Source organism: Bacillus sp. Pc3 (assembly GCF_000815145.1).
GTDB lineage: Bacteria > Bacillota > Bacilli > Bacillales > Bacillaceae > Bacillus > Bacillus velezensis.
Genome location: NZ_CP010406.1, coordinates 1,974,763 through 1,994,457 on the forward strand (window position 1 = coordinate 1,974,763; position 19,695 = coordinate 1,994,457).

The 19,695-nt window shown below is 46.4% G+C and carries 17 protein-coding genes and 2 tRNA genes; all 19 read right to left on the reverse strand.

Annotated features, from left to right (window positions below; translation table 11 throughout):
• Positions 1-8: 8 nt before the first annotated feature.
• Complete coding sequence (locus SB24_RS09335) at positions 9-785, reverse strand: type III pantothenate kinase (RefSeq protein WP_007409940.1); 777 nt, start codon at positions 783-785, stop codon at positions 9-11.
• Positions 786-933: 148 nt separating this feature from the next.
• On the reverse strand, positions 934-2,853 hold the full coding sequence (gene ftsH / locus SB24_RS09340) for an ATP-dependent zinc metalloprotease FtsH (RefSeq protein WP_004264608.1): 1,920 nt from the start codon (positions 2,851-2,853) through the stop codon (positions 934-936).
• 97 nt (positions 2,854-2,950) lie between these two features.
• Complete coding sequence (hpt, locus tag SB24_RS09345) at positions 2,951-3,490, reverse strand: hypoxanthine phosphoribosyltransferase (protein ID WP_004264611.1); 540 nt, start codon at positions 3,488-3,490, stop codon at positions 2,951-2,953.
• Entirely contained in the window at positions 3,487-4,905 is a 1,419-nt protein-coding gene (gene tilS, locus SB24_RS09350) for a tRNA lysidine(34) synthetase TilS (RefSeq protein ID WP_015239029.1), read from the reverse strand. Before tilS ends, hpt begins: the two co-directional genes overlap by 4 nt.
• A gap of 104 nt (positions 4,906-5,009) precedes the next feature.
• Positions 5,010-6,011, reverse strand: coding sequence for a protein kinase domain-containing protein (locus tag SB24_RS09355; RefSeq protein ID WP_039253007.1), 1,002 nt, complete (start codon positions 6,009-6,011; stop codon positions 5,010-5,012).
• On the reverse strand, positions 5,977-6,714 hold the full coding sequence (locus SB24_RS09360) for a vWA domain-containing protein (RefSeq protein WP_004264624.1): 738 nt from the start codon (positions 6,712-6,714) through the stop codon (positions 5,977-5,979). The genes SB24_RS09355 and SB24_RS09360 overlap by 35 nt, the downstream gene beginning before the upstream one ends.
• A 67-nt stretch (positions 6,715-6,781) precedes the next feature.
• On the reverse strand, positions 6,782-9,271 hold the full coding sequence (spoIIE, locus tag SB24_RS09365) for a stage II sporulation protein E (protein ID WP_007409936.1): 2,490 nt from the start codon (positions 9,269-9,271) through the stop codon (positions 6,782-6,784).
• Positions 9,272-9,480: 209 nt separating this feature from the next.
• A tRNA-Glu gene (locus SB24_RS09370) sits at positions 9,481-9,552 on the reverse strand.
• A gap of 9 nt (positions 9,553-9,561) precedes the next feature.
• Positions 9,562-9,638: transfer RNA gene (locus SB24_RS09375), tRNA-Met, on the reverse strand.
• Between the two features lie 158 nt (positions 9,639-9,796).
• Complete coding sequence (locus SB24_RS09380) at positions 9,797-10,183, reverse strand: S1 domain-containing RNA-binding protein (RefSeq protein ID WP_004264630.1); 387 nt, start codon at positions 10,181-10,183, stop codon at positions 9,797-9,799.
• A gap of 80 nt (positions 10,184-10,263) precedes the next feature.
• Positions 10,264-10,641: a cell division protein DivIC gene (gene divIC, locus SB24_RS09385; RefSeq protein ID WP_039253011.1), complete on the reverse strand. Its 378-nt coding sequence runs from the start codon at positions 10,639-10,641 to the stop codon at positions 10,264-10,266.
• 17 nt (positions 10,642-10,658) lie between these two features.
• Positions 10,659-11,294: a spore cortex biosynthesis protein YabQ gene (yabQ, locus tag SB24_RS09390; protein ID WP_007409935.1), complete on the reverse strand. Its 636-nt coding sequence runs from the start codon at positions 11,292-11,294 to the stop codon at positions 10,659-10,661.
• Positions 11,291-11,593 carry a sporulation protein YabP gene (gene yabP, locus SB24_RS09395; protein WP_004264638.1) on the reverse strand — a complete coding sequence of 101 codons (303 nt, stop codon included), beginning with the start codon at positions 11,591-11,593 and terminating at the stop codon, positions 11,291-11,293. The genes yabQ and yabP overlap by 4 nt, the downstream gene beginning before the upstream one ends.
• Before the next feature lie 78 nt (positions 11,594-11,671).
• The gene (locus SB24_RS09400) at positions 11,672-11,932 is read right to left on the reverse strand and encodes an RNA-binding S4 domain-containing protein (protein ID WP_007409934.1); all 261 of its coding nucleotides are present in this window, start codon (positions 11,930-11,932) and stop codon (positions 11,672-11,674) included.
• A gap of 1 nt (position 11,933) precedes the next feature.
• Positions 11,934-13,409 (reverse strand): bifunctional methyltransferase/pyrophosphohydrolase YabN, encoded by a 1,476-nt coding sequence (mazG, locus tag SB24_RS09405; protein WP_039253015.1) that lies wholly within the window; start codon positions 13,407-13,409, stop codon positions 11,934-11,936.
• Positions 13,399-14,979 carry a putative polysaccharide biosynthesis protein gene (locus tag SB24_RS09410; protein WP_039253018.1) on the reverse strand — a complete coding sequence of 527 codons (1,581 nt, stop codon included), beginning with the start codon at positions 14,977-14,979 and terminating at the stop codon, positions 13,399-13,401. The genes mazG and SB24_RS09410 overlap by 11 nt, the downstream gene beginning before the upstream one ends.
• Before the next feature lie 168 nt (positions 14,980-15,147).
• Positions 15,148-15,684: a stage V sporulation protein T gene (gene spoVT / locus SB24_RS09415; protein ID WP_004264646.1), complete on the reverse strand. Its 537-nt coding sequence runs from the start codon at positions 15,682-15,684 to the stop codon at positions 15,148-15,150.
• A 136-nt stretch (positions 15,685-15,820) separates the two neighbouring features.
• Positions 15,821-19,354 carry a transcription-repair coupling factor gene (gene mfd / locus SB24_RS09420; protein WP_025650339.1) on the reverse strand — a complete coding sequence of 1,178 codons (3,534 nt, stop codon included), beginning with the start codon at positions 19,352-19,354 and terminating at the stop codon, positions 15,821-15,823.
• 69 nt (positions 19,355-19,423) lie between these two features.
• Entirely contained in the window at positions 19,424-19,654 is a 231-nt protein-coding gene (locus tag SB24_RS09425) for an anti-sigma-F factor Fin (RefSeq protein WP_004264650.1), read from the reverse strand.
• Between the last annotated feature and the right edge of the window lie 41 nt (positions 19,655-19,695).

The following is a 19,695-nucleotide window of genomic DNA, read 5'->3' on the forward strand; positions in this document are numbered from 1 at the left end:
TTTACCTCCTATACGTGACCCACGCGATTTCGCTCATAAATGATTTCCAGCCCTTTCAGAGTGAGAAACGGGTCAACAATATCAATACAGTCTGATTCGTTTGCGATTAATGACGCAAGCCCGCCTGTCGCAATGACTTTCGGTTCCTGTGTTGCCTGCCATTTCATCCGCTTTACAATGCCTTCAACTTGTCCGACATAGCCGAAAAGGATGCCGGACTGCATAGCGCTTACCGTGTTTTTGCCGATGATATTGTCCGGACGGGCAATTTCAATTCTTGGAAGCTTCGCCGCACGTGAGTACAGCGCTTCCGTCGAAATCGTAATGCCGGGAGCAATCGCGCCGCCCATGTATTGTTTGTTTTCATCAATGTAGCAATACGTCGTCGCCGTTCCGAAATCCACAACAATTAAGGGGCCTCCATACTGCTGGATCGCCGCAACGGCATTGACGATCCTGTCAGCTCCCACTTCTTTCGGATTGTCATACTTTATATTTAAACCTGTTTTCATTCCCGGGCCGACAACTTGCGGCTCGATGTGAAAGTATTTTGTGCACATTCTTTCTAAAGAAAACATAATCGGCGGCACCACGGATGAGATGATAATCCCTTCAATCTGTTCAAACATGAGTCCGGAATGTTCAAATAAGGAGCGGAGCAGCATGCCGAATTCGTCTTCTGTTTTGTGCCTGCTCGTTTCTATGCGCCAATGATATTCTAATTCCCCATCATGATATACACCAATCACGGTGTTGGTGTTCCCCACATCTATAACCAGTAACAACCTCTATCACCACTTTTGAATAGTTTCTAATCATAACATTTTCAACATTCTACAATACCATACACGATCTGCGGCTCTTTTGTAAACAAAACGAAACCAGTAAAAAAACCGCCGGTATATGCCGGCGGTTTTCATATCAGAAAGCGAACTATTCTTTCGGCTCGTCTTTCTTTTCGTCTTCTGTTTTAGACAGGATGTTTACTTTCACATCGTCTTTTTGAAGATGGTCATCTGAGAAATTGCGCTCAGGGAGTTTTCCGTGATCCACGAGATGCTTGATTTGTTCCGCATCTAATGTTTCCACATCAAGCAATGTCTGAGCAATCAATTCAAGCTTATCGCGATTTTCAGTCAGGATGGTTTTCGCACGCTCATAACATTCTTTAATGATGCGCTGAATTTCCTGATCGATTTCGTAAGCGATCTGATCACTGTAGTTTTGCTCGTTGTTGAAATCCCGGCCCAGGAATACTTGACCGCCTTGAGATTGACCGAACTGAAGCGGTCCGAGTTTTTCTGACATACCGAACTCTGTCACCATTCTTCTGGCAATGTTCGTTGCCCGCTGGAAGTCATTGTGAGCGCCCGTGCTGACTTCACCGAAGATAATTTCCTCGGCAACGCGTCCGCCCAGAAGACCGACAATTTTATCGAGAAGTTCAGGTTTTGTCTGGAAGTAACGGTCTTCTCTCGGAAGCATGACCGCGTATCCGCCAGCCTGCCCCCTCGGAACGATCGTTACTTTATGAACCATATCGGCTTCATCCAGCACAAGTCCGATAACGGTGTGACCGCCCTCGTGGTACGCCACGATATTGCGTTCTTTTTTCGATATGACGCGGCTCTTCTTCGCAGGACCCGCAATGACACGGTCCGTTGCTTCATCAATGTCGCGCATATCAATTTTCTTCTTGTTTTGACGGGCAGCAACGAGTGCCGCTTCGTTAAGAAGGTTTTCTAAATCTGCGCCTGAGAAACCGGGTGTTCTTGAAGCGATTGCTTTTAAGTTCACCGTTTCATCAAGCGGTTTGTTTCTCGCATGCACCTGTAATACGGCTTCACGGCCGATGACATCCGGACGGTCTACCGTAATCTGACGGTCAAAACGTCCCGGACGGAGCAATGCAGGGTCAAGAATGTCCGCACGGTTTGTCGCAGCGATAATAATGATTCCTTCATTCGCACTGAAACCGTCCATCTCAACAAGCAGCTGGTTCAGCGTCTGTTCGCGTTCATCATGCCCGCCGCCAAGACCTGCGCCGCGCTGACGTCCCACCGCGTCGATCTCATCAATGAAGATCAGACAAGGCGCATTCTTTTTCGCATTTTCGAATAAATCACGCACACGGGACGCACCGACACCGACAAACATTTCAACGAAGTCAGATCCGCTGATGCTGAAGAAAGGAACGCCCGCTTCACCGGCTGAGGCTCTCGCAAGCAGCGTCTTACCGGTTCCCGGAGGTCCGACCAACAGCACGCCTTTAGGGATTCTGGCGCCAAGCTCGGCGAATTTGCGAGGATCTTTCAGAAACTCAACAACCTCAACAAGCTCCTGCTTCTCCTCATCCGCGCCGGCTACATCTTTAAACTTCACGCGTTTCTTTTCTTCCGTATACAGCTTCGCTTTGCTCTTTCCGAAGTTCATGACACGGCTGCCGCCGCCCTGAGCCTGATTGAGCAGGAAGAAAAACAGAATAAAGATGATGACAAACGGAATGATCGTCGTTAAGAACGTCACCCACCCGCTTGTTTCCTGTGCGGGATCAACTTTTACGTCCGTCTTTTTAATTGCGTCAAATATCTGGTCTGCTCCTTTTCCTTCAGGAACATGTGTTAAAAAGTACTGGTCTTTGTCGTATTTTTTCAGCTGTCCTTTTACCTCATAAACACCTCTGACAGGCTGAACCGATACGCTATCAACTTTCCCTTCATCAAGGTTCTTGATAAACGTACTGTACGACATATTTTCTGTTTTCGGGTTTGAAGTCTGGAAGTAACTCACAACCCCGATTACTACTAATAAAATAAGTAAATAAAAAATGGTATTACGGAAGACCCGATTCATTCCTTACCTCCTCCCACAGTAAGCACAACTATGTTCAATAGTACCATAGAAAATCATTCCAATACAACCGATAACCATCTCGGAAGCAGGCAGCCGATCAGCTTTCATAAATCGCCGGTTTTAATACTCCGATGTAAGGCAGATTGCGATAGCGTTCGGCATAATCAAGTCCGTAACCCACAACAAACGCGTCAGGAACTTCAAAGCCTACGAAGTCTGCTTTAATGTCCGCTTTTCTTCCGCTTGGTTTATCCAACAGGGTAACAATCTTAATTGATTTCGCTTTACGATATCGGAAGAGTTCTACGAGATAGCTCAAGGTTAACCCACTGTCGATAATATCTTCAATGATTAAGATGTCCCGGCCTTCTACAGATGTATCCAAATCTTTGATGATTTTGACTTCTCCGGAAGAAACCGTGGAATTTCCGTAGCTTGATACATCCATGAAGTCCATTTCCAAATATGTATCAATATGCTTTATAAGATCAGCCATAAAAGGAAGCGCTCCCTTTAACACACCGATTGCCAACGGAAACGTGTCGCTGTACTCGCTTGTTAATTGTTCTCCAAGCTGTTTTACTTTCTGCTGGATCTCATCTTCTGAGATCAGCACTTTTTCGATATCCTGTTTCATGTTAATGCTTGCCCCCTACACTTTTCATGCTGTCTATATTGTAATACAATGCGGTCACTGTTTGAAATCACAAGATCGTCAAAGATGGATTTTTTCAAGCCAGGCAGCCAGATAATTTCACCGCTCGCATCCGTTACAATCGGCCATTCGTCCCGATCCCGCAGAGGCAGTTTATGATCAATAAATATATCTTTCACCTTTTTCGAGCCATTCATCCCTTTAAGTTTGATCCGGTCGCCGATTTTTCTCGTCCGGATTGTTAAAGGAAATTGCACCTTGTTTCTGCTTGTCATAAAAACAGCATTCCCATTTTTGATATGAGGGTCAGCCTGATCGGCCACCTCTATCATAAAGCCGTTGGGGAGAACAGCAGTCTCGCCTTCCGCTCCTTGCAGCTGCAGCTCAAAGGGAACTTTTTCACATTGCCATTGTTCAAATGTAAACAAACATGTCTGATATGATTTGACCACCTTCAGCCCTTTCGGAAAATCAAGCACTCCCGAGGCGCTTCCATTTTCCGCCCATTCGAGAAACTGCTGTATGTGGCGGGCGGAAAACGACGATGGAACGTTTTCATAAAGATAGTTTAATATTAGTTGAACTCCTCTTCTTTGTAAAGGTATCGGAAGGGCAAGCAATTGAGAGGAATTGACTTCAACCGATGTGTCAGACTTGCTTGTAATAACCTTATTCATTCGTTCTTTCGTTAATGACTGCAGGTATTGTTCGTCTTCTGTCAGTGCTTCACTCACCTTTTGAAACATTTTATGAACGTCAGGTGATTCATGTTTTAAAAAAGGAAGCACGGTCTTTCTGAATCTGTTTCTTGTATAATCGTCTTTTGCATTGCTCTCATCCGTTCTGTAGCTGAGCCCTTCTTGACGGCAGTATTCAAGGATTTCATCCTTTGCCGCATAGAGGAAAGGCCTGATCAGCCAGCCGGATGCAAATTCGCGGACGGGCTGCATTCCCGCAAGCCCTGCCCCGAGCGTACCTTTCGCAAGCCTCATGAGCATTGTCTCAACCTGGTCATCGCCGTGATGAGCCAGCGCCAAAAACTTCGCTTGGTGTTTTGTCATCAGATCTTCGAAAAACTGATATCTGCAATCACGCGCGGCAGCCTGCTTGTTCAGCTTATTCTTCTTTGCGTATGCAGAAACATCAATCTGTACCGTTTCGCAGAGGATGTGTTCCGCTTCGCAATATGACTGCACAAACTTCATATCTTCTTCAGATTCAGGACCCCTGAACTGATGGTCGACATGCGCCGCTATGATAACGGAGGAATGCCCGAAGTGCTTATTCAGCATACTGAGAAGCGCCATTGAATCAGGGCCTCCGGAGACCCCGGCAATAATCGTTTCTCCCTCCGCCTGAAGATGATATGTTTTGAAAAAATCTTCCACGCTTTTCACAATGTCCCCCTCACAATGAGCAGGTTTTTTAAAGATATACATATCCTATCACTTTCATTCCCTCCAAGCAAAGAAGAAGCATGAGCGCAGGCGTCCGGCCGACACTAGATGAGAAAAAAGACGATGTAAGCGAAATAAAGGGCGAGAACGCTGATTAAAATAAGTGTTGTTTCAAACAAACCATTGTGCTTTGCGGGTTTTTGTTTAGGTTTATACCGCGTTTGAGATACAGTGCCCTGCCGCGGTTTTGATTGCGGCGGCTTAGGCTTGGCGGCGGCTTTCCTTTTGCTCCCGGCACTCTGCCCCGCCGTCAGGATGTCATGCTTCATGGCTTCCGCAGACGGATATTGGCCGTTTAAAGCAGAAAACAGAACCTTCTTATACTTATTCAGAAACGGGTGGCCTTCAATGATAGAACGAAGCTGTTCTTTCGGCTGTACTGACTTTTTGCACTCTTTCTTCTGGACACAGTGGATCATGATCATTGCGACAGCAAACAGGTCATAGGATGGTTCTGCTTTTCTTGTTCCATACCCCCAATAGCCCCTGTCGTAAAACTCCGTATACTCTTTAATCGCGCGGCCCTGTTTTGTCGTTCCCCCTACATCAATGCAGCGAATGGCAGCCGGTGGTCCGGTTACAATGAGATTGTCCGGTTTGAGGTCGCCAAAAACCCACCCTTGCTGATGAAGGACTGACAGGCTGGAAAGAAGCTGCACCATCAGCACCGGAATCCACTCCGCTCCCTTACTGCTGATATATTGCGGAAGAAGCGGCCCTTCTATGTACTCCATCACGTAAAAAGAGACATTTTTATTCAGCTGCGGAATAAACGCGTCGTCCGCATCAAAAAAAGAAGGCCCCATCGTTTGCGACCGGGCCTTTGAAAAGGATTTTAAGACATTCACTTCAGAGGTAACAGACATGCTGTCGCTGCTTATTTTCAAAGCGACCTGTCCGCCTGATGCTTCTGCCAGATATACAATACCGTTAGCCCCTTTTCCAAGCTGTTTGAGCAATCTGTAGGATTTGCCGTTCCATTTGCCCTGAATTGCCGTCCCCGGTGCCAGACTACATGCCAAACTCGTTAAAGCGTCGTTCATCATCTGCCAACATGCTCCTTCTTGAGCGGATTCTCTCAAACTGCTGCGTCGCTTCCCGGATAGCGGGGCCCGTAGGGGTGATACCGCCGGTCGACAGCTTCGCAAAGAGTGCAGAAAGGGATTCAAGCTTCGGCGTCCAATTCAGCACAAGCTCAACTTCCTGGCTTTTCCCGGGAAATATACACATTGCAAATTCATTTTGCCCGGCCCGGGAATTTAAACTGATGGAAAGATCGATCAGCGCTTCTTTCACCGTCGGCAGTTTCGGCGCCATACTGGCACTCGTATCAACCAGTACAAGCACTTGCAGATGAACCGTTTCGCCGAGTTCATCAACCACTTCCATCACTTCTCCGCGTTTTTCAGGAGAAAGCTCTTCCATTTCAACGTTTTTCCCTAAGATTTGTTTAAGCTCTTGATTGACGACACCTTGCAGCGTCTGGGTCATTGCTTTTTTCGTCACCATTTGAACCGTCTGAGACAATTGTGACGCATACACAACTTGATGGACGCCGCCTCCGGCCATGGCGATGCCTTCAACTTCCTTCATTGCCTCTTGGTCAATCGCGTTTTCTTCCATAATTCCTATAACATTCACCGTAATCCCCTGCTCCTTGGCGAAAGCCGCCATTGCGATCGGGTCTTCACCATGATTGGAGCAGCCATCTGTAATCAGCAGAACTTGATTTAAATGTCCCTTATTCACATACATTCCTCCCGGTGATACGATTAGTCCCATCTTCGCCAGAAGGAAAGTGATTTATACGAATGGATTAAGAAATCTCCTTTTTATTTTGGAAAACCGCCGGCACCGGTATGGAAGCCCATTTCGGCGTGTTGTGATCAATCCGGACAACAACCACTGTCATATCGTCTTCGATTTGGCCGGAACGCGTTCTGATGACCTCTTCCATTAATATATCAGCGATTTCCTGCGGATCTTCGGTTTTCAGCCCTTTCATTTTCCGCTTCATCCACAGGTCGTGGTTTTCAACGTGCTTCGGCCCTTCAAAAATACCGTCACTCATCATGACGAGCAGATCTCCCGCTTTTAACTGTTCACTTACAACCTCCACATCAAATTCATTGATGATGCCGATCGGCAGATTACTGGCCTGCACTTTCATGACTTGATCTCCCCGCTTGATAAAACTCGGCGTTGAACCGACCTTCAAGAATTTGCAGCTTGCATCCTGAAGATCAATGATAGAAAGATCGAGAGTTGAGTAGATTTCGTCTGTCGTCCGTAAAGACAGAATACTGTTGATCGTTTTGATCGCTATTTTTTCATCAATACCTGATTCGAGAATTTTTTCGAGCAGCTTAATCGTTTCATTGCTCTCATAATGGGCCCTCGCCCCATTGCCCATGCCGTCACTGATCGCGGCCGCATATTTTCTCGCCCCCAGTTCCATCATGCTGTAGCTGTCGCCGGAGACAAGGCCGCCGCCTTTTGCCGCATGAGCCGCGCCTGTCGATACCCGGTACGACTTGGTCGAACCGAACGCAACATGGCTGTAGCCATTCGGATGAGTCGAGTGCTGTTCGCTTTTGACAAGTATCTGCTCCTCAAGAATGTCAGACAGCATCGGGGCGATAATTTTCTCACTCTCGCCGTGTCCTCCGCTGAACGGGATTGTCATTTCGATATCAATATTGCCCTGCTCCAAGCTGTATATCTCGACATGCTGAATCTCGATTCCGAAATGCTGAAGCGCCTCTATCATTTGTTCTTCCTGAATAAAATGCTGCTCCCTCTCCCGTTTTATTTCCCGAGAAAAGTCCGCCATGACCTCAGAAACCCCCAACAGCTGCTCGGCAACAAGCCTTCTGCTGTCCTGAACTTTTCTCTTCAGTGTCAGATGGGCGTGATGGTGGGCAAGTTCGTCCTCAATCAGCTCTTCCACCTGTCTGGATTTGGAACAGTGCTGTTGAAACTCCTTTTTTAATCTGCGGTTTGAGGCATACTGTTTTTCTTCTGTTTCATGCATAACTTGTTTCATTAAGTCATATGTTTTATCAAAGTTTTGAACCCAGCATTTGCTTTTCTTATAGCAGGATTGGCAGGAATGCTCGGTGATTTTGCTTAAAAAGAGATCCACTTCCCCTTCTTCCGCCTGCTCATCAGAAGACGTCTGATGAAAGGTGGCGAAGCTCTCCGACAAGGCATGAAACACATTGGAAAACTGGTCTACTTTCTGGGCGGTGACATCTCTGATTTTCCTCGCGTACTGCTGCTGTTCCTGACTATGCTCAGCAGTGCCCGGTATGTATCGCGCCACCTTTTTCGTAATCGATTGGGGCGTAATCAAAAACAAAACAACGGCAATCAAAGATTCATAAAGAGTGGTCATTAATCCGGCAGACCCTTCTCCATATAATGAAATCAGCAGTGAGCCGATCACTAACCCGACTGCGGCTCCAGCTTTCTTTCCTTCTTTCAGCAGCCCGCCAAGAAGCCCGGAAAACGCAAGCAGACTCATTTGATAGAGATTCCCGATATTCGCAAGCCCGAGGATCAGTCCGGTCACCACACCGACCGTACAGCCGATGCTTGCCCCGCCGACAAAGGAAAAACTCAGCACGACATAGCGGGCCAGGATATGTTCAGCCTGCATTCCCTGAAATGAAACACCGGCAAGCCCGGTTAAAACGGATGCGATCAAGATCATAAAACAGATGATTTCTTCTATTTTTAACGATTGCTTCACTTTTTTGATCGTGAAGATCGGCAGGCTTTGCAAAAAGATCAGCGTCAAAATAAAGGCCAGGCCCGCCTCGACAACAGCCATCACATAATCATAGGTGGTAAAAGCGCCGCTCTCAAAATAAACAAATCCGATTCTCGCCGCAGCCATAGAGAAAAACACCACGATCGGCAGCATCTTCACCCGGTCCTGCACGATATATGTACCGATTTTTGAAAATAGAGTGAAGACGGCCAAAGCTGTGAGAATCAATAAAGAGTGTTTCGGCGAAATGGTTAAAGCGCCCGCAAGTAAAGACAGACAAGCATAGAAGGCTTTATCTCTTCTGATCAAAAGCATCGCTCCGAAAAACGGCAGCGCAAACGGAAGAACCTCAGATAATATGAAAGCCCGTCCAAGTAAAAAACCGATCACGACATAAATGAAACCCTTATAGAAAAAAAGTGAATGCGCTTGATGGACTGTAAGCTTTGCCGCCTTTTCAAAAAACGATTGCAGTTTTTCCAGAGCTTGTCCCGCCATCGGCCCGTTCACTCTTCTTTCCGCTTTTTCCATTGCTCTCATCCCCCACCTGTTTTATTCGTTGCTTGTCATTATAAATGAAAGCCCAGATAGGATTTTGTCAAAAGAAGGTAACAATTCCAAAGAACTCTTCGACGCTTTCTCCCTTGTTCCCCTTTCCTTTCGTATTTCCTCCGACATTTCTCAAAAAGTTGTCTAAATATGAAAAAATCGGCTTCTGCAACAGAAGCCGATTCGCTTGATGACCCGTACGGGATTCGAACCCGTGTTACCGCCGTGAAAGGGCGGTGTCTTAACCGCTTGACCAACGGGCCAGATATATATGGTAGCGGCGGAGGGGATCGAACCCCCGACCTCACGGGTATGAACCGTACGCTCTAGCCAGCTGAGCTACACCGCCATATAAGATGCTTATAAGCACAAGTTATATAATACAAAGGTTTCTTCATTCCGTCAACAGAAACTTTGAAGTTTTAATTTTCTGACTATAATGACGCATACAAAAAAAGCACCCGCTGGGATAGACGGATGCTCCATGTATTTATAGAAAGCAGCAAGTTATCCTCTTCTTGCTCCGCGCCCTCCACGTTTTGATTCCGTGTTTCGTTTTAAAGATGATAAGCGGTCTTCGCTATCTTTAAGAAACTTGTTCATTTTCTGTTCAAAAGATTCTTTCGGACGGAAATCATTTCTAGGTCTGGCTTGCGGACGGTCTTTAGCTTTTTTAATTGATAAACCAATTTTCCCGTCTTTTTCAACGTTGATGACTTTCACTTCAACTTGATCGCCGACTTTTAAATGCTCGTTAATGTCTTTAACATAATTATCGGCTACCTCACTGATATGAACGAGACCGGTTGAGCCTCCAGGCAATTCAACAAATGCTCCGAAATTTGTAATACCTGTTATTTTCCCTTGCAACTTGCTGCCAACTTCAATCGACATAAAAAAAGTGCTCCTCCTTAGGCTTATAAAAAGATCGTTTGTTTAATTATACCTAAATAAAAATTTAAGTGTCAACAAGGCTACTTGCTCTTCTTTTCTACATTGAAGAGTATCTCACCATTTCCTGACATAAACAAGTCTCTTCTGGCAAGCTCTGTGACGTAATCCTCATCCTTTAATTTGGAAATTTCATCTTTTAAATCAGCCTGTTTCGCGTTCAATTCTTTCACTTGTTTTTCCAGCTGAGCTTTCTTTTCTTCGTTTGCGCTAAGGGAAGAGGTCTGTGACCACAGAGAACCCGCTAAGACAATAGCCGTCAACAACACAAGGGCGCCGAATACGACCAACCGTCTGAAAAGCCCTTTCCGCCTTCTTTTCATAAGCTGGGATTGCCGTTCAACCTGCTCTTTATAGTCGTTTTGGATTTCAGTTATTGTACGTTCTCTAGATAGATTCAAACCAGACGGTCCTCCTTTCACCTTTTCAAAATACGTATCATGGTCGATCTGATTGTTATGATTAGTTTCTTGCTCTTTTGTAAAAATCCTGCACTTTTTTGAAAATATCGTTTGAAAGTAAGACGCCACTTTTCAGGAAGAAGTTTCAATAATTGTTTCAACAGGAAAAACAGCGGATACAGCAAAAACGTTACGATCTTAAAAAGACACTTCGCAAAAAAGGCACTCACCCGATAGGAGTATAAAGAAATAACCGTGATCAGCCCGATGAGCAGCTTAAAGAGCAGAAGCACCGGACGGAACAGCACGTGCTGAATGAGCTTTTTTGCGAATTGGTAAAGAGACACCGCAAGATGAATGGCAAATTTCAGTATTTTTATATACATTCGTTTAAACAGGCTTTGGTACGTCGCAATCCCCAGTAAGACAGCCAAGAAAATGTATACCCTGAGTTCCCCTTCATTCACGTTGAGCAGCACATAGAAAAACAGCAGACCTTGTACAATCCAAAAGAGAATGTCATGAATGAATAACAGCCATCTGGCCGTTTTGGCGCGGCTGACAAACAGCCTGTATGTATCAAGCGACGCTCCGAGCCAGGCGCCCATACCGGTCATTGCCAGCATCGTATAAAATTGGGTGGTCAGCGTCATTTAAACAACTTGCTAAAAAACCCTTTAGCTTTATCCCCTTGCTGCTCGTCTAAATATACAAGGTCGAACACCCTGCCTTTTATAGATACAATCCCTTTTTCCACATCAAGATTTTTCATCTGCAGGTTCTCGCCTCTGACGGAAAGCATTCCCATAACCGTTTCCAGCAAAAACTCTTCGTTGTCAAAACTTTCTACATGCTTGACGCCCGAAATGTCTAAATGCTTTCTCCCTTTCATCGTTACATCATGCTGTTCCGGAACAGAAGAAGAACCTTTTTGCTCATAATATGAATTCATCTATTCAGCCCCCATATCCTCGATACTTTTAGCATTATTACTGCATTGTATGAGGCGGGAGCCTTGTTTAGAACAAGCCTATTCGCCGAGTTTTTCTTCTTTGACGATTGTATACATGCCCGCGGCTTCTTCTTTTTTCGTTGTTTCTTTCAATTCGTTTACCTTCACGGTGACAAGCTTCTGGCCGAAGCGGACCGTCAGTTCATCACCGGCTTTTACGTCTGAGCTGGCTTTCGCCTGATTCCCGTTAACGGTGATTCTCCCTTGATCGGCGACCTCTTTCGCCAATGTGCGGCGTTTAATTAATCTGGATACTTTTAAAAACTTATCAAGTCTCATATCAGAATCTCCTCTCCATTTCTTTTGCTTCATCCCACAATTTGTCCATTTCCTCAAGTGACATTGCGGTCAATTCAAGTCCCTTTGCTGCCGCTTCTTTCTCAATATAAGCAAAGCGTCTGCGGAATTTGTCATTTGTCATGGCGAGCGCTTCCTCAGGCTCAATTTTATAGTATCGGCCGATATTGACCAATGCAAATAAAACATCGCCGAATTCAGCTTTTAAGCTGATTTCATCTGCTGATTCGGCGGAAGCCTCTGCAGAAAATTCCTTCAGCTCTTCATTTACTTTATCCCATATATCCTGAACGTCATCCCAGTCAAAGCCGGTTTTTGCGGCTTTTTTCTGAAGCTTGACCGCTTTTGCAAGAGAAGGCAGTGTTTTCGGCACGGCATCCAGCAATGAAGAGGATGTTGTTTGCTTTTCCGCCTTTTTGATTTCTTCCCAGTTGGCGACGACATCATGTTCATCCTGAACCTTAACATCCTTAAACACGTGCGGGTGCCGTCTGACCATCTTCGCACTGATGTCTCTGATGACATCATCAATTGAGAAATACCCCTCGTCTTCTCCGATCTGGGCGTGCAGCATAACCTGAAGCATGACGTCCCCGAGTTCTTCTATCATGTGACCCGTGTCCTCTTCGTCAATGGCCTCAAGCAGTTCGTAGCATTCCTCAATCATATATTTCTTTAATGACTGGTGTGTCTGCTTTTGATCCCACGGACAGCCGTTCGGCCCGCGAAGCTCGCGAATAATACTTCGGAATGCAGAAAATTCCTGGTAAAGGAGTTCTTCTTTTTTAATCGGCGGAACATACACGCTTGTTAAGTTATTTATTTCTACATTGCGGTCAAGCTCAAACAAAGGCACCTTGGTCATCTTTTCTCCCTTGCTTCCGGCTGCCGTGACGATGACCACTTCATAGTCGTCAGGCAATTTCTCCATAAGCGTCAGCTTGACCTCAGAGGCCGTCATTTGGTCATAAACCTGGCAAATGATCAGGTGATGGCGGAGTTCGAGCTCATCCGGCGTCATTGTTTGCGCATCCGTAAATTGAAACCCTTCAATCGGATCAATTCGCAATGCATTAAAAGTGGCATCCAAAAAGCTTTGCCCTCCGGCAGTATGAACAGCTGCCTGTTGTTCTTCCCGGCGTTCAAATAACAGCTGAACGGTTTTCTCAGCGACAAACGGATGCCCGGGCACAGCGTAGACGACATCCTCTTGCTTCGCTTTTTCAAACAGAATGTCCGCGATCTCTTCATAGACCGCTTCAAACTGATCATGTTTTTCATAAATATCATCAAAATACCGAATGTCCGCTTCCGTCTCTTGCTCTAATTCCGGAATCAAAGGGTGGTCTTTCGTTCTTATATATAAATGCTTCGCCTGAGTCAGCAGCTTATGTACGCCCACTGTCAACTGATCCATGTCTCCGGCGCCGAGGCCGACGACCGTAATGTTACCTGCCATGTTTTTCTCTCCTCTTTTTCAATTTGCTTAAAGCACTGCCGAAAGGAAGGCCGCTCAGCTCTTCGTCCGTGAAAATCTTCATTCTTATCATACAATAAATAAACAATAGCCCTCCGATGACTGACGCAGACAGACTCTCACATACAGCTCCGGCCCTGCTGACGGGAACAAATAACTGCCATAGCTTCATATATACGAGCAGAAAGAAGACCATCAGCAGACTGCACCAGCACAGACGGGCAATCACGCCGCCGATATTCGTCAGCCAGCCCTTCGACCAAATTCTCCGGAAATTCAGGCACGCAACTGCGGCAAATGCCAAGACGGTCGCCAGTGCCGCTCCTGTAATACCCCAGCCGGGGACCAGCCAAACATTCAGCACCCATTTCAGCGCCCCTCCCGCCAAAACGGATACGGCGGGGAAAACGGTATGTCCCGCTCCTTGCAGAATCGCGGCTGCCGTAAGCGCAATCGAGGCAAAAAAGATAGATAAGCTGAATATTTGTAAGGTCTGCGTCCCCTCACTGTTTTGGAAAAGCATGATATTCACCGGCTCTAGAATGCAAAAAAGCCCGGCTGATGCACCGATCCCTACCGCAAGGCAGAGCTTGACGGCTGATGTCGCTTTCTCTTTTATGATAAACGGCTTATTCTCATGCACCGCTTTTGAAATTGAAGGAACCAATGACGCGGCGATACTGACGGCAAACACGGTTCCCAGCTGAAGGAGCGGCTGTCCGCGGTCATATATGCCTTTCAGCTGTTTCGCGGCATGGCTCTCCGTCCCGTCTGAAAGCAGTGAATATAAGTTTAAGGCGTCTACAAGCTGAATCAAAAGCATGAGTACACTGCTGATACAGATGGTGACTGAATAAAGCAGCAGCTTTTTTACAATGACGGCCGTTTCGATATGTCCGCCGTCTTTCTTGGTTTCTTCCCGCTTATACCAGAAAACAGCCAATACACAAAGGGCTGCCAAGCTTCCGGCAATTGATCCCGAGGCCGCCCCCGCACCAGCCGCGTATAATGAACGGCCGCTTTTCAAAAGCCAGAAGGATAAACCGAGAAGCACCGCCACGCGAAGAAGCTGTTCCGTAATCTGGGATAAGGCTGACGGCATCATATCATGCACGCCTTGGAAATACCCCCGGAAAACCGCCGTAAACGGAAACAGTATGAAAGCGAACGCCGCGACCCTTATCAGCATCACAAGGCGGGCGTCACCCATAAAACCGGCCAACGGCGCCGCGCCGGCATACATGAGCGCAAACAGAACAAGTCCGGCCGCCGCGACATAAAGGGCGGAAATTTTCAGTATTTTTTGTTTCTGATCGCTATAATCGTTCATTAATTTTGAGATGATAACCGGAAAACCGGATGTTGACAGCATGACCGCGATCCCTAAAAACGGATACACCTGCTGATAAATGTAAAATCCGACGTCACCGACAATATTCTGAAAAGGAACCCTGTACACGGCGCTTAATATCTTCGTTACGATACCCGCAACGACGAGCACAAAAGCACCTTTCCATGCCGATTGCCGCTTGGCGCCAACTGAATCGTTCATCCAAAAGCTCCTTCCAGCCGCTAGAAAATTACGTCTATAAAACGAGCTTATTATATCACAATCCTAACGGCCGAACCGATAGAGAGCACATATGAATATGAAAAAGAACAGCACTTGTATAAGAGCTGCTCTTTCTCCGTTTTCTTATTTCAATAATGGTAATAAGACCTACTGCTCCATTTGTCTCGCCAAAAAACTGGCTGCCGTTTCTACTGCTTTATGTTCTACTTCTCCAAGTGCCTGTTCCTTGGAAAAGATGACCACGGCACCGATAGGATCGCCATTTGCCACGATCGGAGCTATTGTATAGGAGCTCATATCTTCATCAATGTCATTAACAAGCTGCGCGGACTTCACGTCGTTTTCTACCACTGAGCTGCGCTGATCCATCGTTTTTTCGAGCAAATCGCTGATGGCTTTGTTCAGAAATTCTTTTTTCGAACTGCCTGAAACGGCAATATACGCGTCACGGTCGCAAATCAAGACGGAATGGCCGAGACTGTCATACAAAGCATCTGCATATTCCTTCGCAAAATCGCCAAGCTCACTGATAGGAGAATATTTTTTCAATATAACTTCTCCGTCGCGGTCAACGAATATTTCAAGCGGGTCTCCTTCCCTGATTCGCAGTGTTCTCCGAATTTCTTTAGGAATGACGACCCGTCCTAGATCATCAATACGACGTACGATACCTGTAGCTTTCATCTCTCTGGTGCCTCTCTTTCATGTGATGATATTTAAGGGAAAGTACTAAAGCTCTTTACTTTATGTAGCTTCCGCCACTCGCTTGAAATTAGTATCCGTCACATCAAATGTAATATACACCAGAGAGTAACAATTTTTATGAAGACGCGATTGTTTCTTTCTTCACATCCTGAAGGCCTTTCAGCATGCCGAGCACGGTCTCCAGCCACTCTTCCGTTTTGCGGCCTTTCGTCTGTACTGAGATTTTCAGCTTTTTCCCTTCCATTCCCAGTCCGATCTGCCGGCCGTATTTATTGCCGAGTTCGAACAATTTCTGACCGTCAATCTGTGCGCTGGCCTCTTCAGAAATGGTAAATCTGATCGCGTCTTTATCCTGCTTGATGAGTTCGACGCGTTCATATTTTCCGTATACCTTCATCTCAGCAACCGTAAACAGCCATTCAACTTCTTTAGGGTAGCTGCCGAACCTGTCGATGATTTCATCTTGAAGCTCATTTTTCTCCTCAATTGTGGCGATTGACCTGAACCGTTTGTACATGTCGATTTTTTGCTTGCCGTCTTGTATATAGTTTTCAGGAATATACGCGTCAAGCTCGATATCGATTTCTGTCTCAAACTGTTCGCTTTTCGGAATATCGCCTTTCCGCTCTTCAATCGCTTCCTTGAGCATTTGCGAGTACAGGTCAAAACCGACTGAGTCGATAAAGCCGTGCTGCTGGGCGCCGAGAAGGTTCCCCGCTCCCCTGATCGTCAAGTCACGCATGGCGATTTTAAAGCCTGATCCCAGCTCGGTAAATTCTTTAATCGCCTGCAGCCGTTTTTCCGCCACCTCAGTGAGCACTTTGTCTCTGCGGTACGTAAAATACGCATAAGCGACGCGGTTGGAACGGCCGACCCGTCCTCTCAGCTGATACAGCTGAGACAGCCCCATTTTGTCTCCGTCGAACACAATCAAGGTATTGACATTTGGTATATCTACGCCTGTCTCAATAATAGTCGTGCTGACAAGGACGTCTGATTCCCCTTCCAGAAAATTGAGCATGACGCTTTCCAATTCATTTTCGGTCATTTTTCCGTGGGCATATGCCACTTTCGCATCGGGAACAAGCATGGAAATTTCATCAGCCTTCCGCTCGATGTCATCCACGCGGTTGTACAAGAAATATACCTGTCCTCCGCGCGCCAGTTCTCTTTCGATGGCTTCCCGCACAAGCGCGCCGTTGTATTCCACGACATATGTCTGAACAGGGAAACGGTTTTCCGGCGGCGTTTCAATAACAGATAAGTCCCGCACACCGAGCATGGACATATGAAGCGTGCGCGGTATCGGCGTCGCTGTAAGAGTCAGCACATCGACATTGGCTTTGATCTGTTTGATTTTTTCCTTATGCGTTACGCCAAAGCGCTGCTCTTCATCAATGATGAGCAAGCCGAGATCTTTATAGACGACGTCTTTAGATAAGAGCCTGTGGGTTCCGATTACGATGTCTACCGTTCCGTTTTTCAGGCCTTTAATCGTTTCATTGGATTCTTTTCTCGTTCTGAATCGGCTGAGAAGACCGATGTTAATCGGATAGTCCTGGAAACGCTCCATAATGGTTTCATAATGCTGCTGCGCGAGTATTGTCGTCGGCACAAGAAGCGCGACCTGCTTTCCGTCTGCGATCGCTTTAAAGGCCGCTCGGATGGCTACCTCCGTCTTCCCGTAACCCACATCACCGCAAAGCAAACGGTCCATCGGGCGCTCTCTTTCCATATCCTTTTTAATCTCCTGAATGGAACGGAGCTGGTCCTCTGTTTCCTGATAAGGGAAAGCAGATTCGAACTGCCGCTGCATTTCATGATCCGGCGAGAACGCATAGCCCTTGCTTGCTTCCCGTTCCGCATAAAGCTTAATCAGATCATCGGCAATATCCTGAACGGAGTTTTCAACTTTTTTCTTCACCCGTTTCCATTCACTGCCGCCCAGTTTATAAAGCTTCGGTTCTTTTCCTTCAGAGCCGACGTACTTCTGCACCTGGTCGATTTGTTCTACAGGGACGTACAGCTTATCGCTGCCCTGATAATGAATGTTGAGGTAATCTTTATGAATGCCTTTGATTTCTAGTGTTTCGATCCCCAAATACTTACCGATCCCGTGGTTGACGTGGACGACATAGTCACCGACCTGAAGCTCGGAATAGCTTTTGATCCGTTCGGCATTTGTCAGCTTCTGCTTTCTCGGCTTTTTCTTGATTCGGTTTTTGAACAGCTCTTCCTCCGTAATGACGGCCAGCTTCATCAGCGGCAGTTCAAAACCGGATTGCAGCTCGCCTTCCATGACATAGACCTGTCCTTGCACAAGCGCTTTGGAGCTGTCCGTTTTTGCGGCTTCAATTTCGTAATCAGCCAGCACGGATGCCAATCTGTCGGTTCTGTCCTTATTTGCGCCTAAAAAGACGACGGTGAAGTTTGATTTCTTAAAGCGCTCCATTTCACCTGCGAGCACATTCATCTGCCCGTGAAAACTCTGCATCTGCCGGCTTGTCACATTCACGATATTCTGAGGGCTTGTATGCTGGACATGACGCAAAAATAATGAATAATAAATAGCCGGGCGCCGCTTTTCGCTCATAAGCTCCTGAAAGCTGAAGGATAAATGAATGTCATGCAGAATTTTCCCTTCCTCGAGCAGACTTGTCGTAAATTCGGCCTCTTCTTTTTGCAGCTGATCCTCCATTTCATGAATGCGGCTGACCTCGTCTAACAGTAACAACGTGTCTGCCGGTGTATAATCTAGCAAACTAGCAGGTTTTTCGTAAAAGTACGAGAGATACTTCACAAGTTCCTGATCAGTCTGTCCCGTTGATAACCGTTCTTTATCATGTGAGATATTGATATGAAGCATTTCCTTTTGTTTGTCCTGCTTCAGCTTTTTCAGACTGTCGGCAAGCCCTTTATCGAGCCTTTCCATCGCCCGGGCTTTTTCTTCCGCCCTGATGATCAATTCCTTCGCCGGTCCGATCGCCACATGTTTGAGCGTCTCAATTGATCTCTGGTCATCAGAATTGAAGCTTCTGATGGAATCGACCTCCGTATCAAACAGTTCAATTCGCACCGGATGCTCCGACGTCAGCGGATAAATGTCGATAATTCCGCCGCGAATACTGAATTCACCGGGTGCAGAAACCATGTCGGAACGCTCATACCCCACCTCTACAAGGCGCGCGGACAGCTGATCCGGTTCTATTTCGTCTCCGAGTGAAATGACGAGCTGGCTGCTTTTCCACAGCTCCTTCGGCGGAAGCATTCTTCTCACTGCCGCCACGGGCGCCACAACGACCGGCGCTTCTCCGTTTGTTAATCTATTAATGACATCAAGCCGCTGAGCGCGCAGTTCAGGGCTCGCTACCGCAATTTCTGAAGAAATCAATTCATTCACGGGGTATAAAAAAACAGATTGATCCCCGAGTAGCGCCGTCAGATCTTCCGTCACTTTTTGGGCCTGATATAAATTATGGGTGATAAAGAAAATCGGCCTTTTCGTTTCCTGTGCAAGGGCGGAGGTAAAAACAGAACGCGCGGAACCTGACAGACCCGCAAGCAGCTGTTCCTTCAGCCCCTCATGTAAACCGTTGACAATGGATTTAAAATCATCGCTTTCTTTAATAAAGGTTTGAATGTTGTCCATATGGGCCCTCCTCTCTATTTTCTGCAAGAACAGAAAAACGCTTTGGTCTAGAATCTACACCAAAGCTTCTTATTGAATAAATGTGTTGTGTTCATGGTAGTGCGGATTGCGCTCCAGCGCCTCTTGGCAGTCTTCACAAATTGTAAGAACATGGACATCTCCATTGTCTTTATATGAAATCATATCGTTTCTTTCCTCATTTGTTAAGTGCTGAAATCCAAGTGACTGTGTCGGCACCGTCGAATATTCCAGGCTCCCTACCTTAAAGCCGCAGTGGCGGCAGAAATAATGCAAAGCCATACGTTGGACCTCCTGATGTGAAAAAATCATTTTTCCCTAGT